Source organism: Mammaliicoccus sp. JADD-157, assembly GCF_049310805.1.
GTDB classification, from domain to species: Bacteria; Bacillota; Bacilli; order Staphylococcales; family Staphylococcaceae; genus Mammaliicoccus; species Mammaliicoccus lentus.
Genome location: NZ_JBMOVZ010000004.1, coordinates 70,143 through 84,735, shown reverse-complemented (window position 1 = coordinate 84,735; position 14,593 = coordinate 70,143). Strand labels below are relative to the sequence as shown.

The window sequence follows — 14,593 nt, the reverse complement described above, 5'->3', positions numbered from 1 at the left end:
AATTTTCGAATATATTGTTCGAAAAAATGCGGAGCGAGATAACTCACTCCGACCATTATCATTTATTCTTGATGACTAAATATCGATGAGGTTCTCTTCCTTCAGAGTATGTTTCGATATCTTCAACTTTACTTAATGCCTGATGCATTATCTTTCTTTCGAAGTTATACATTGGTTCTAACTTAACTGGTCTCTTCGTTTGTTTAGCTTTTTTAGCCATATTTATAGCTAGCTGCTCTAATGTTTCTTTACGTTTCGCTCGATAAGATTCAATATCTAATATTAACGTGTAATATCCTTTAATATATTGATGCATATAATTTTGTCCGACAGTTTGTAAGGCATTTAACACTTGCCCTCTTTTACCTATTATATAGGAAGCTTGATCAGACGACATATCGATATACAATGTATTAGATTTAATTTTATAAGACCCTTCTACATTAATATTCATTTCTTTAATGATATTCAATATATACTCTAATGTTTGGTCTGCGATGTCATTTAACGAGTTTTTCTTCTCATTCTGAGAATGATTGGAATTATCTTCTGATACGGTATTTTCATTATCTTCTGTTATATTGTTGCTTTCTGTATCTTCATCTAGATCTTGCGTTTGTTGTTCATTTTGTTGATTTCGATTTCTTAAATCTTCTATTGAATTAAACTCTTTTAATTCTGGATCAATAATCGTTAATTCAATACGAGCATCTTGCTTCATAAAACCAAAAATGCCTTTTTTACCTTCATTTATTACATCGATTCTTACTTGTTGCTCTTGAACATTTAAATCTTTTAAACCTTGTTGTAGTGCTTGTTCTACTGATTGTCCTTCATAGTTTGATTTAAGCATACTGCAACCTCCTAGTAATTATTAAAATACTTAGGGAATACGTTTATTAAAAACTTTAGCAATCTTCAACACGTGCTCTAAACTCTTCTTTGTTTCGAGTACTTCCAAGTCTACTGCCTGGTTACGAGCAATAACAATGATGTCTTTCGGAATGATATTTTCTTTATGAACTTTAAAACACTCTCTAATTGACCTTTTTATTCTATTTCTAGTAACAGCATTACCTAATTTTTTTGAGACGCTGATGCCAAGTCTAAAGTGTTCGCAATCATTTTCTGAAGTATAAATAACAAACTGACGATTAGCAACTGACTTACCTTTTTTATATATTCTTTGAAAATCACTATTTTTCTTTATACGATAAGCCTTTTCCACAAACATCCACTCCACAATACATCACTTAATTATTGTTTATTATACAAAACAATTTCATCAATTAAAACAAAAAAAAGACCACTGCTCTTCAGTGATCTTAAGCTGATAATACTTTTCTACCTTTACGACGACGGCGAGCTAATACTTTACGGCCGTTTTTTGAGCTCATGCGAGCGCGGAAGCCATGAACTTTACTGTGTTTACGTTTATTTGGTTGATACGTACGTTTTACCATTTAAGAACACCTCCATTATTTATTCTTAACATCTAATTAAATAGTAGTTAATTGCTTGTATGATATTCATTTATATATATCAGAAGATTAATTTCAAAATTATTTATACCATACACGTGAAATGTCACAATTTCAATAACTACTAAACTATAACAAAATGATTTTTAAAAATCAAGAAGAATTTTAGAATGTGAAAAATAATAGTTATCCACTTATCCACAGTGAATATTAATCATTTTGTGGATAATTATTTAAATTTATTTTTTATTCACAACATAATCTAACAATTCCTCACATATTCACAGGCATTTGACAACTCCTTTTGTTTAAAAGTATAATTGTGTGGATAAGTTATACAAACCGTTGATATTACTATCATTCTTAGTTGGATTCTTGCATGTAAAGATTGTGGACAAGGGAATTAGAATAAATAGTTATCCACCGTTTGTGAGTAAGTTGTGGATAATTATTCACAACTTGTGTATTTCTTTATTAACAATTCAATTTTATGTGTATAACTCAATAAAAATTTTAGAAAGAGGACTTTTATGAATTCAAAAGAAGAAATTTGGGAACAGGTATTAGCAATTGCCGAAGATCAAATCGCTTCTGCTGGTTATAATACTTGGTTTAAAGGAACTTACCTACATCAAATTGATAGTAATCGTGCAATAGTTGTAGCACAAAGTCCTTTTGTAGCTGAGTGGTTAACCAATAAATATCATGAACATGTCATAGATTTTATCTATAATGTCATAGGCGACAGAGTTCAAGTTAAATTTATATCAGAAGACGATCTTGAAAGTGAAGATTTTACTGAACAACCTGCAAAAAGTAAGACAATTGAAGAAAATGAAGAAGTAACAAATAGCCAATTAAATAGTAATAACACTTTTGATACATTTGTTATCGGTCCAGGAAATCAATTTCCACACGCCGCTTCATTAGCTGTAGCTGAGGAACCTGCAAACGCCTATAACCCTCTATTTATATATGGTGGTGTTGGCCTAGGCAAAACGCATTTAATGCACGCTATTGGTCACTATGTATTAGAACAAAATCCAAACGCTAATGTTCTTTATACATCTAGTGAAAAATTCACAAATGAATTTATCAAATCTATCAGAAAAAATGATACAGAAAGCTTCAGAGATAAATATCGTAATATCGATGTACTATTAATAGACGATATTCAATTCATTCAAAAGAAAGAACAAACACAAGAAGAATTTTTCCATACTTTTAATGATTTACATCAAAACAAAAAGCAAATTGTTATTTCTAGTGATAGACCACCAAAAGAAATTCCAACATTAGAAGATCGCTTAAGAACTCGATTTGAATGGGGTTTAATTGTAGATATCACACCGCCTGACTTTGAAACGAGAATGGCAATTTTACAGAAGAAAATTGAAGAAGAAAACCTTGATTTACCAGTTGAAGCTCTTACTTATATAGCGAATTCTATTCAATCGAACATTCGTGAATTAGAAGGTGCTTTAACAAGAGTCTTGGCTTATTCTAAATTAAGAAACAAACCGATTAATACTGATTTAGTTGCTGAAGCACTAAAAGACATCATCTCGACACCTAGATCTACTAAGATTACGATTCAAGATATTCAACAAGTTGTCGGAAAAATGTATAACGTGCGTATCGAAGACTTTTCAGCGAAAAAACGTACTAAATCTATCGCATATCCTAGACAAATTGCAATGTATCTTTCAAGAGAGCTTACTGATTTCTCATTACCTAAAATTGGTGAAGAATTCGGAGGAAGAGATCACACTACAGTGATTCATGCTCATGAAAAAATTAGAAATGATATAGAAAATAATCCAGAACTAAAGACTGATTTAGAACAACTAGAAAAACAAATACGTGGATAATGTGGATAAGTTGTGCACATCCATACACAGTTTATCAACATGTGAATAACTTTTATATCGCATTTTAAAGCAGGTTATCCACCAATCCACAGCCCCTATTACTATTACTACGAATTTAAAAGATATATAATTAATATATAACGACTGGAAGGAGTTTATAAGTTATGAAATTTACAATTCAACGAGATTACTTTCTTAATCAATTGAATGATACATTAAAAGCCATTTCACCAAGAACTACATTACCAATACTTACAGGAATTAAAATTGATGCAACAGATAAAGGTATTATATTAACAGGATCAGATTCTGAAATATCAATTGAAATTACAATTCAAGAAAATATTGATGGTGAAAAAATAGTAGACATAGAAGAAAAAGGTTCTGTAGTACTTCCAGGACGTTTCTTTGTTGATATCGTTAAGAAATTACCAGGTAAAACAGTAAATCTATCAACAAATGATCAATTCAAAACATTAATCACTTCAGGTCATTCTGAATTTAATGTTAGTGGATTAGACCCAGATCAATACCCGTTATTACCACAAGTATCAGAAGATGATGCTATTAAATTACCAATTAAAGTACTAAAAAATATTATTGCTCAAACAAACTTTGCTGTGTCCACGTCAGAAACACGTCCAGTGTTGACAGGTGTAAACTGGTTGATACAAGACAAAGAACTTATCTGTACTGCAACAGATTCACACAGACTTGCATTAAGAAAGCTTAAACTAGAAGATGAAGACATAGAAGATAAAAATGTAATCATTCCAGGTAAAGCATTATCTGAATTGAACAAGATTGTTTCGGATTCAGAAGATGATATCAACATATTCTTTGCTAGTAACCAAGTGTTATTTAAAGTTGGACACATTAACTTTATTTCAAGATTACTAGAAGGTAACTATCCTGATACAACAAGATTATTCCCTGAAAATTATGAAACAAAATTAGGTGTGAATAATAGCGAATTCTATCATGCAATTGATCGTGCATCACTATTAGCACGTGAAGGTGGAAACAATGTTATTAAACTATCTACAGACGTTAACAAATTAGAATTATCTTCTACATCTCCAGAAATTGGTACTGTAAAAGAAGAAGTTACTACTGAAGAAGTTGAAGGGGAATCTTTAAAAATTTCCTTTAACTCTAAATATATGATGGATGCATTAAAAGCAATTGATAACGATGATGTACACGTAGAATTCTTTGGAACAATGAGACCATTCATACTTAAACCAAAAGATGACGAGTCAGTTATTCAATTGATTTTACCAATTAGAACATATTAATTATATTTAGTTATAGCTTGAGGAATCCTTTATTAATAGGGGTTCCTCATTTTTTTTATAATAGATGTCAAGTGCACTTGACACACTAAAAAAATTGATTTATTGTAAAGTTAACTTGACAGGAAGTGATTAATTGAAAAACAGGGTTTATGAATTTAGATCTGAAAGAAAAATGACTCAAAGTGAATTATCTCGATTAGTCAATGTGTCGAGACAAACAATTAATTCAATTGAACGTTATAAATTCAATCCAACTTTAGTGTTGGCACATAAACTTTCACAAGTGTTTAACGTAACGATTGATGAATTATTCATCTTTGAAGATGACGAGAATATCTCACAAGCGGATATTCAATCTAGTAAAAAGGAGTAAACTTATGACATTAATTATCGAAAATGTATCTAAGAAGTTTAATGACTTTAATGCAGTGAAAGATGTCAGTTTAGAAGTACCGAAAGGAACAATGTATGGCTTTTTAGGAGGGAATGGTGCTGGTAAAACAACTACTTTCCGCATGATTTTAGGCTTACTACCTAAAACAACCGGCGTTGTGAAATTTAATGATAAACCGATTGATTACAAAATGACTAATAAAATCGGCTATTTACCAGAAGAAAGAGGCTTGCATCCAAAATTAAAAGTATTTGAAGAAATTAGATATTTAGCAGAATTAAAAGGCATGAATAAAAAAGACATTGATCAAGAACTTGATTATTGGCTAAAACGATTCGATGCATTTGAAAATAAAGATAAAAAAATAGATGCTCTATCTAAAGGTAATCAACAAAAAGTACAACTTATAGCAGCTATCATACATAAACCTGAGTTGCTTATATTAGACGAACCATTTAGTGGTTTAGACCCAGTAAACGTTGAATTATTAAAATCAGCTGTTAAAGAATTAAAAGAACGGGGCACAACGATTATATTCAGCTCACACAGAATGGAACATGTTGAAGAACTTTGTGATTATATATGTATTATGAGTAAAGGAAAAGCAGTTGTTTCTGGTTCTCTTGATAAAGTGAAAGATGACTTTGGCAAAAAAGATATATACATTGAGGGGAATCATGATTTTTCATTCTTAAAAGATTTCGAGGGAATTGAAGCATTTGAGAATACGAAAAAAGGCGTTAAAATCAGAATTACTGATGAAAGATATGCTGAAGAAATATATAATCAAGCAATTAAACTTGGTTATCTTAAACGATTCCAAGTTGCTGAGCCATCTCTGAATGATATCTTTATAGCTAAGGTTGGTGATCAACATGAATAAGTTTTGGCCTACATTTAATTTAACGTACTTACAAAAAGTAAAAAGTAAATCATTTATTATTATGACTGCATTATTTATGCTATTAATCTTTGCATTAAGTAATGTGGATAAAATTGTCGATTTCTTTGATAATAGTTCCAAAACAGTTGCAATTCAAACAGATAACGAAATGATTTATAAAGGGTTAGAAAAACAATATAAACAAGATGATGATGTAGAAAAAGTTGAAAAAGTATCACTGGAAAAAGGAAAAAAAGGTGTGGAAGATGATAAATACGACCGCCTTATTCAAGTTGAAATAAAAAATGAAAAATTAAATGGCACAATTTATGAAAAAGGTTTAGTTAATGAAAATGAGAAAATGACTTTACAAACAACATTAAGTCAAATGCAATCATCGTTAACTGCTCAAAAATTAGATTTATCAGAGAAAGACTTACAGGCACTTAATACGCCAAGTGATGTACAAACTAAAGAAATTAAGTCAAAAGATGACGAAAAACAATCAAGTGATGTTAAACCGAAAGTACAAGCTTTAAATATAGCTATCGTTTACATCATCCTATTCTTATCATTTTTCATTACGTTGAATTATGCGAATCAAATCGGTACAGAAATTGCTACTGAGAAGACTACTAGAGTTATCGAGATGATTGTGACGAGCGTTAAACCATCTATTCATGTCGCAGCTAAAATATTATCTGTAATAGCAGTAGCTTTTACACAAATATTCTTTATTATTTTAGCCATTGTAATTAGCATATTTGCTTTTGATTTAAAAGGCTTATTTGATGCAGTCGGTGTTGAATTTGGTTCTGAGACTACAAGAATCATCATATATGGGCTTGTTTTCTTAATTATAGGGGTAATTACCTATATTACTTTAGCGGCTATTCTAGGGGCTTTAACGAGCCGTATAGAAGATTTAGCACAATCGATGATGCCAGTAACATTTATTTCTTTAGCTGGTTTCTATATTGCTATGTTTAGTATTGGAACTCCAGATACTATGCTTGTTAAGATAACAAGCTTCGTACCACTGTTATCGCCAATGGTTATGTTGCTTAGAACAATTTCTGACACTACGCCAGAGTGGCATATATTATTAGGTATTCTTATTTCAATTGTAACTTGTATCCTTTTATTAATATTCGCTGCAAAAACTTATCGAGGCAGTGTGTTAACTTATGATAAAGGACTTATTAAAAACTTTAAAAATGCATTAAACATGACTAAAAATTAATTCATTATAAAAAGTGCTATACATTTGTCACAAAACCTTAATGTTTTTTTACAGAAGCGTGTAGAATTTATGTAAGCGATAGTATAAAATTTATATTATCACTAAAGAGATTGAGGGATTAAAATGGCAAACAAAAATAGTAATAGCAATATTATATTTCTTATGATTGCAATTCTAATTATAGTTGCGGGTATTGTTATGCTTGTCGTGTTCGGTGGAAGCGGAGATGACAAAGAAAAAGATAGTCTCTTCGAAAGAACAGTTAAAGCTAAAGATTTATCTAAAGATACAAAGAATAATCCAACCCATAAAAAGGGTGATGCTAAAGTGCAAATTGTAGAGTTTGGAGATTACAAATGTCCAGCATGTAAAGCATTTGAAACAAATTTCATGGATAAAATTGAAAAAGATTATATTGATAAAGGCGAAGTAGAATATAGATTTGTTAATGCACCGTTCCATGGTGAAGGTTCTGAACTTGGCGCAGCTTCAGCACATGCTGTGAATAAAGTTGCACCTGATGCATACTGGAACTACCACAGAGCTTTATTTGAAGCGCAACCTGACGATCACGATATGCAAGGTGATGATGAATGGTTAACACAATCTGTAGTGAAAAAAGCCGTCAATGGATTAGATGTTGATAAAGATAAAAAAGAACAAATTATGAAATTAGTTAAAGATCGTAATTCAGAATCATACAAACAAATGAATAGCGATGCTGATTTAACGAAAAAATATGATGTCGACATAACACCGACAGTTGTTGTTGATGGTAAAGTATTATCAGATCCAATGGATTATGACAAAATTTCTGAAGCTATAGATAAAGCTATCGAAAAGAAAAATAAATCAAATTAGGTGGTCAATTTGAAACAACAATACGGACTTTTTATTTCCTGGGTAATAGCTTTAGTTGCAACTTTAGGTAGCTTATATTTCAGTGAAATACGTGGTTTTATACCTTGTACGCTATGCTGGTATCAACGTATATGCATGTACCCATTGGTGTTAATTACAGGTATTGGCTCATTTCAAAATGATTATTCTGTTAAAAAAATTGCATTACCAATTTCTTTAATTGGACTATGTATTTCGACATGGCATTATTTAGAACAAAAAGTACCTGGCTTTGCAGAAATCAAACCATGTACCCAAGGTGTGCCTTGCTCATCTGAATATATAAATGTCTTTGGATTTATTACAATTCCATTTTTAGCAGGACTTGCATTTTTATTGGTTAGTTTGATATTAATTTTTACTAAAAAAGATAAAATAATATAATACTAAGGCTGTCCCATTGTCTTTTGACTTTGTGGATAGCCTTTTTATTTTAAATATTAGCGTATTGTTTTTTCTTTTATATTTTAATTTTTTATAGATTTATTTTTGATTTAATGAATTGTACCTAAAAACATGATTTTTTAGTGAAAAAAAGGTATAATATAGAGATGACTAATTAAGATTGGAGTGAAGATAATGGTACAAGATATCTCAGTTGAAGACGAAATTACTTTAGGGCAATTCCTAAAAAATGAAGGCGTCATTGGAACGGGTGGTCAAGCTAAATGGTTCCTCCAAGATGAAGAAGTACTGATTAATGGCGAACGTGAGACACGTCGTGGAAAGAAATTACATGATGGTGACTTAATTGAAATTCCTTCTGAAGGTCAATTTCGCATCAATCATCTAAGTGAATAGATATGATATTAAGAGAACTTAATTTAACCCATTATAGAAATTATAACAAGTGTACACTTCAATTTAATCCAAATGTTAATATTTTGATTGGCGAAAATGCCCAAGGTAAGACAAATTTATTAGAATCAATCTATACTTTAGCGTTAGCAAAAAGCCATAGAACATCGAATGATAAAGAACTCATACAGTTTGGGGAAGAGTATGGTAAAATAGAAGGTGAACTTAGTTATCGTCATGGAAAAATGCCTATTTCTTTAATCATCACAAAGAAAGGCAAAAAGGCGAAAGTCAATCATCTAGAACAAAGTAGATTAACGCAATATATTGGTCACTTAAATGTGGTACTGTTTGCACCAGAAGATTTGAATATAGTTAAAGGTAGCCCGCAAATTAGACGGCGTTTTATAGATATGGAACTCGGTCAGATGTCTGCGGTTTATTTAAGTCATTTATCAAATTATCAAAGATTACTTAAACAGAAAAACCATTACCTTAAACAGTTGCAAATTGGCAAAATGAAAGATCGTACAATGCTAGAAGTATTTAACGAACAATTTTCAGAAGAAGCTGCAAACGTCACATTGAAGCGGGCGCATTTTATAAGTGAGTTAGAGAAGATTGCTGCAGTAATTCACAAAGGAATTACAAGTCAAAACGAAGAACTACAGGTTCAATATGAACCTAATATTAAACTTGCTGAAACGCATCATAATCAACAAGATTTGAAAGATGCTTTTTGTAAATTATTAAATGAATCTATGGATAAAGAAATAGAGCGTGGAAGTGCTAGATATGGTCCACATCGAGATGATATCAGTTTTCATGTTAACGATATGAATGTTCAAACTTATGGCTCACAAGGACAACAACGTACGACAGCATTATCTATCAAGCTAGCTGAAATAGAATTGATTAATCAAGTAGTTGGTGAATATCCAATTTTATTATTAGACGATGTATTGAGTGAACTTGATGATAAACGACAAACGCATTTATTAAGTACGATTCAAGAAAAAGTCCAAACTTTTGTAACGACTACGTCCGTAGATGGTATAGAACATGAAATCATGAAAGATGCCAAGGTATTTAATGTATCTAAAGGCAATATTATTGAGTAGATGAAAGTGAAGGTGGAAATACGTGTCAGAACAAAATAACGAAGTAAGTTATGGTGCAGATCAGATACAAGTATTAGAAGGCTTAGAGGCAGTCCGTAAACGCCCTGGTATGTATATTGGTTCTACAGCATCAAGAGGTTTACATCATCTTGTATGGGAAATCGTTGATAACAGTATCGACGAAGCTTTAGCAGGTTATGCTGATCATATAGAACTTATAATAGAAAAGGATAACTGGGTTAAAGTAACAGATAACGGTAGAGGTATTCCAGTAGATATTCAAGAGAAAATGGGACGTCCTGCTGTTGAAGTTATATTAACAGTATTGCATGCTGGTGGTAAATTTGGCGGTGGCGGATACAAAGTATCTGGTGGACTACACGGCGTGGGTTCATCTGTCGTAAACGCACTATCTTCTCAACTAGAAGTTTACGTACACCTTAATAACAAAATATATCATCAAGCATATAAAAGAGGTATTCCTCAATTCGACTTAAAAGTTATTGGTGAAACAGATTATACTGGTACGGCAATTCGCTTTAAAGCAGATGAAGAAATTTTCACAGAAACAACTGAATACGAATACGACATTCTACAAAAACGTATTCGTGAGTTAGCCTTTTTAAATAAAGGTATACAAATTTCGCTTAGAGACGAAAGAGACGATGAAAATATACTCGAAGATTCTTATTACTACGAAGGTGGTATTAAGTCTTACGTTGAATTATTAAATAAATCAAAAGAAGTTTTATTTGATGATCCAATTTACATTCATGATACTAAAGAGGATGTAGAAGTTGAAATCTCAATTCAATATAATAGCGGTTTTGCGACTAACTTACTGACTTATGCTAACAACATCCACACTTATGAAGGTGGTACGCATGAAGATGGATTTAAACGAGCATTAACAAGAGTGATTAATAGTTATGGTACTAAGAATAAACTTCTTAAAGATGGCGAAGAAAAACTCTCGGGTGAAGACGTACGAGAAGGTCTTACTGCTGTTGTTTCTATCAAGCATAGTGACCCACAATTCGAAGGTCAAACAAAAACAAAACTAGGTAACTCTGAAGTGCGTCAAATTGTTGATAAACTATTCTCAGAGCTATTTGAAAGATTTTTACTTGAGAACCCAAATGTAGCTAGAATCATTGTAGATAAAGGTACTATGGCGTCAAGAGCTCGTCTAGCAGCGAAAAAAGCAAGAGAAGTAACAAGACGTAAATCAGCATTAGAAGTTTCAAGTCTACCAGGTAAACTTGCAGACTGTTCAAGTAAAAAACCAGATGAATGTGAATTATACATCGTTGAGGGTGACTCTGCTGGTGGGTCTGCTAAATTAGGTCGTGACTCTAGAACACAAGCTATTTTACCTTTACGTGGTAAAATCTTGAACGTTGAAAAAGCACGTCTTGATAAAATACTTGGAAATAATGAAATACGCTCTATGATTACTGGACTAGGTACTGGTATTGGTGGAGAATTTGATATTAGTAAAGCTAGATATCATAAATTAGTTATCATGACTGATGCTGACGTAGATGGTGCGCATATTAGAACATTGTTATTAACGTTCTTCTATAGATTTATGAGACCGTTAATTGAAGCGGGATATGTTTATATTGCACAACCACCTTTATATAAAGTAGAACAAGGTAAAAAGAAATATTACGTATTTAACGATAGAGAATTAGATAAATTAAAAGAAGAGTTAAGCTCAACACCTAAACTGTCTATAGCACGTTATAAAGGTCTTGGAGAAATGAATGCAGATCAATTGTGGGAAACAACAATGAATCCTGAAAATCGTTCAATGCTTCAAGTAACACTAACAGATGCGATAGAAGCTGACGAAACGTTTGAAATGCTTATGGGAGATATTGTTGAGTTTCGTCGTCAATTTATTGAAGAAAATGCTGAATACGCAACGTTAGATATTTAAAGCACAATTTACGATTTAAGGAGGATATAATTAATGGCTGAAACACCTCAATCAAGAGTGAGTGAACGTAACATCAGTAGAGAAATGAAAGAGTCATTTTTAGATTATGCAATGAGTGTTATTGTATCTCGTGCACTACCTGATGTTAGAGATGGCTTAAAACCTGTTCATAGACGTATATTATATGGTATGAACGATCAAGGTATGACCTCAGACAAACCATATAAAAAATCTGCACGTATCGTTGGTGACGTAATGGGTAAATATCACCCACACGGTGACTCATCTATTTATGAAGCGATGGTACGTATGGCACAAGACTTCAGTTATCGTTATCCATTAGTAGATGGTCAAGGTAACTTTGGTTCAATGGACGGCGACGGTGCTGCTGCAATGCGTTATACAGAAGCACGTATGGCTAAAATAACAAGTGAATTATTAAGAGATATTAATAAAGATACAATTGATTTCCAAGATAACTATGATGGTAATGAGAGAGAGCCGGTAGTCTTACCAGCTAGATTCCCTAACTTGTTAGTGAATGGTACATCAGGTATTGCAGTTGGTATGGCTACAAATATTCCACCGCATAACTTGAACGAAGTAATAGACGGCGTTCTTGCGCTAAGTCATAATCCAGAAATTACAACAAATGAATTAATGGACATCGTTCAAGGTCCTGACTTCCCAACTGCTGGTTTAATTATGGGTAGAAGCGGAATAAGACGTGCTTACGAAACAGGACGTGGCTCAGTTTTAATGAGAGCTCGTGCTGAAATTGATGTAATGAAAAACGGTAAAGAACGCATTATTGTTACAGAAGTTCCTTACCAAGTAAATAAAGCAAGATTGATTGAAAAAATTGCAGAATTAGCACGCGATAAAAAAATCGAAGGCATTACAGAATTAAGAGATGAAACAAGCTTAAAAGTTGGTCTTCGTATTGTTATTGAAGTTAGAAAAGATGCTAATGCGAATGTTATATTAAATAACTTATATAAACAAACACCATTACAAACTTCATTCGGTGTAAACATGATTGCGCTTGTTAACGGTAAACCTAAACTATTAGGCTTACGTTCTGTAATATATCATTATTTAGAACACCAAAAAGAAGTTGTAACTAGACGTACGAAATATAACTTGAAAAAAGCTCAAGATAGAGCGCATATTCTAGAAGGTTTACGTATTGCATTAGATCATATTGATGAAATTATTAAATTGATTCGTGAATCTCAAAGCGATGCAGAAGCAATGGAAGGCTTGCAAAACCGATTCAAATTATCTGAACGACAAGCACAAGCCATTCTAGATATGCGTCTACGTCGATTAACAGGATTAGAGCGCGGTAAGATTGAAAGTGAATATCAAGATTTACTAAAACTTATCGAAGAACTTAAAGAAATCTTAAATGACGAAGAAAAATTACTAGAAATTATTAGAGAAGAAATCATTGAGATTAAAGAAAAATATGGTGATGAAAGACGTACTGAAATAACTGCTGCAGGACTTGATCAAATTGAAGATGAAGACTTAATACCTGAAGAACAGATCGTTATTTCATTAAGTCATAACAACTATATTAAACGATTACCTGTATCCACTTATCGCTCTCAAAATAGAGGTGGACGTGGTGTACAAGGAATGAATACAATCGAAGATGATTTCGTTAGCCAGTTAGTAACTTTAAGTACACATGATAATGTATTATTCTTTACGAATAAAGGTCGTGTCTACAAGCTAAAAGGCTATGAAATTCCTGAAATGTCTAGACAGTCTAAAGGCTTACCAATTGTCAATGCTTTAGAAATTGATAAAGATGAAAAAATCAGTACAATGATAGCAGTTAAAGATCTATCTAGTGAAGAAGACTTCCTAGTATTTGCTACGAAAAAAGGTACTGTAAAACGTTCTAAACTATCGAATTTCTCTCGTATTAACAAAAACGGTAAGATTGCGATTAACTTTAAAGAAGACGACGAGTTGATTGCGGTTAGACTAACGGATGGTACGAAAGAGATTATTATCGGAACGAAACATGCTTCATTAATCCGATTTGATGAAACGAAACTACGCCCATTAGGTAGAACTGCTGCAGGCGTTAGAGGTATTTCATTAAGAGAAAATGATGAAGTAATTGGATTAGACGTTACCGACGAAGAAGAACAAGATGAGATTTTAATCGTCACTGAAAATGGTTATGGTAAACGTACTGCTGCTGACCAATATCGAATTTCTAACAGAGGTGGTAAAGGTATTAAGACTGCCACTTTAACAGAGAAAAACGGTAGTCTAGTATGTATTACGACTGTAACAGGTGACGAAGACTTAATGATTGTCACAAATTCAGGTGTCATTATTAGGTTACATGTCGCTGATATTTCTCAAAATGGTCGTAGCGCTCAAGGTGTTAGATTAATTCGTCTAGGTGAAAACCAACAAGTTGCAACAGTTGCAAAAGTTGAACCAGATGAAAATGAAATAGCAGAATCTCCAATTGAAGGTGTACTAGAAGAAACTTTAGATACGCCAGCAACAGAGAATACAAATGAAAAAGAAGAACTAAGAGAAGACTTCATGGATCGTGTAAACGAAGATATTGAAAAAGAAGACGATGAAGACGACGAAGAATAATAAATAAAATACTCCCTCCTAATAG

The 14,593-nt window shown here is 32.3% G+C and carries 14 protein-coding genes; 11 read left to right on the top strand and 3 right to left on the bottom strand.

Going from position 1 to position 14,593, the window contains the following annotated elements; all coding sequences use genetic code 11:
• Positions 1-58: 58 nt before the first annotated feature.
• From jag to rpmH, 3 genes are all read right to left on the bottom strand, one after another.
• Positions 59-853 carry an RNA-binding cell elongation regulator Jag/EloR gene (jag, locus tag ACO6VN_RS11965; RefSeq protein WP_216683542.1) on the bottom strand — a complete coding sequence of 265 codons (795 nt, stop codon included), beginning with the start codon at positions 851-853 and terminating at the stop codon, positions 59-61.
• Positions 854-883: 30 nt separating this feature from the next.
• A complete protein-coding gene (gene rnpA, locus ACO6VN_RS11960; protein WP_016999187.1) occupies positions 884-1,228 on the bottom strand; it encodes a ribonuclease P protein component in 345 nt (114 codons plus the stop codon).
• Between the two features lie 97 nt (positions 1,229-1,325).
• Positions 1,326-1,463, bottom strand: coding sequence for a 50S ribosomal protein L34 (gene rpmH / locus ACO6VN_RS11955; protein WP_016999186.1), 138 nt, complete (start codon positions 1,461-1,463; stop codon positions 1,326-1,328).
• A gap of 548 nt (positions 1,464-2,011) precedes the next feature.
• Between rpmH and dnaA the strand changes: the two genes are divergently transcribed.
• The 11 genes from dnaA (at position 2,012) to gyrA (ending at position 14,568) form a co-directional block, all read left to right on the top strand.
• The gene (gene dnaA / locus ACO6VN_RS11950; RefSeq protein ID WP_016999185.1) at positions 2,012-3,352 is read left to right on the top strand and encodes a chromosomal replication initiator protein DnaA; all 1,341 of its coding nucleotides are present in this window, start codon (positions 2,012-2,014) and stop codon (positions 3,350-3,352) included.
• Positions 3,353-3,516: 164 nt separating this feature from the next.
• The gene (gene dnaN / locus ACO6VN_RS11945; RefSeq protein WP_016999184.1) at positions 3,517-4,650 is read left to right on the top strand and encodes a DNA polymerase III subunit beta; all 1,134 of its coding nucleotides are present in this window, start codon (positions 3,517-3,519) and stop codon (positions 4,648-4,650) included.
• A 133-nt stretch (positions 4,651-4,783) separates the two neighbouring features.
• Positions 4,784-5,023, top strand: a complete 240-nt coding sequence (locus ACO6VN_RS11940) for a helix-turn-helix transcriptional regulator (protein WP_016999183.1) — start codon at positions 4,784-4,786, stop codon at positions 5,021-5,023.
• Between the two features lie 4 nt (positions 5,024-5,027).
• Positions 5,028-5,927 (top strand): ABC transporter ATP-binding protein, encoded by a 900-nt coding sequence (locus ACO6VN_RS11935; protein ID WP_422404733.1) that lies wholly within the window; start codon positions 5,028-5,030, stop codon positions 5,925-5,927.
• Complete coding sequence (locus tag ACO6VN_RS11930; RefSeq protein WP_422404732.1) at positions 5,920-7,170, top strand: ABC transporter permease; 1,251 nt, start codon at positions 5,920-5,922, stop codon at positions 7,168-7,170. Before ACO6VN_RS11935 ends, ACO6VN_RS11930 begins: the two co-directional genes overlap by 8 nt.
• 123 nt (positions 7,171-7,293) lie before the next feature.
• A complete protein-coding gene (locus ACO6VN_RS11925; RefSeq protein ID WP_194200246.1) occupies positions 7,294-8,031 on the top strand; it encodes a DsbA family protein in 738 nt (245 codons plus the stop codon).
• Between the two features lie 9 nt (positions 8,032-8,040).
• Positions 8,041-8,454 (top strand): disulfide oxidoreductase, encoded by a 414-nt coding sequence (locus tag ACO6VN_RS11920; RefSeq protein WP_194200247.1) that lies wholly within the window; start codon positions 8,041-8,043, stop codon positions 8,452-8,454.
• Positions 8,455-8,649: 195 nt separating this feature from the next.
• A complete protein-coding gene (yaaA, locus tag ACO6VN_RS11915; RefSeq protein ID WP_016999178.1) occupies positions 8,650-8,871 on the top strand; it encodes a S4 domain-containing protein YaaA in 222 nt (73 codons plus the stop codon).
• 2 nt (positions 8,872-8,873) lie between these two features.
• A complete protein-coding gene (recF, locus tag ACO6VN_RS11910; protein WP_210619620.1) occupies positions 8,874-9,989 on the top strand; it encodes a DNA replication/repair protein RecF in 1,116 nt (371 codons plus the stop codon).
• Between the two features lie 22 nt (positions 9,990-10,011).
• Positions 10,012-11,934, top strand: coding sequence for a DNA topoisomerase (ATP-hydrolyzing) subunit B (gene gyrB / locus ACO6VN_RS11905; protein WP_194200249.1), 1,923 nt, complete (start codon positions 10,012-10,014; stop codon positions 11,932-11,934).
• Positions 11,935-11,967: 33 nt separating this feature from the next.
• Positions 11,968-14,568 carry a DNA gyrase subunit A gene (gyrA, locus tag ACO6VN_RS11900; protein ID WP_194200250.1) on the top strand — a complete coding sequence of 867 codons (2,601 nt, stop codon included), beginning with the start codon at positions 11,968-11,970 and terminating at the stop codon, positions 14,566-14,568.
• The last annotated feature ends 25 nt before the right edge of the window (positions 14,569-14,593 follow it).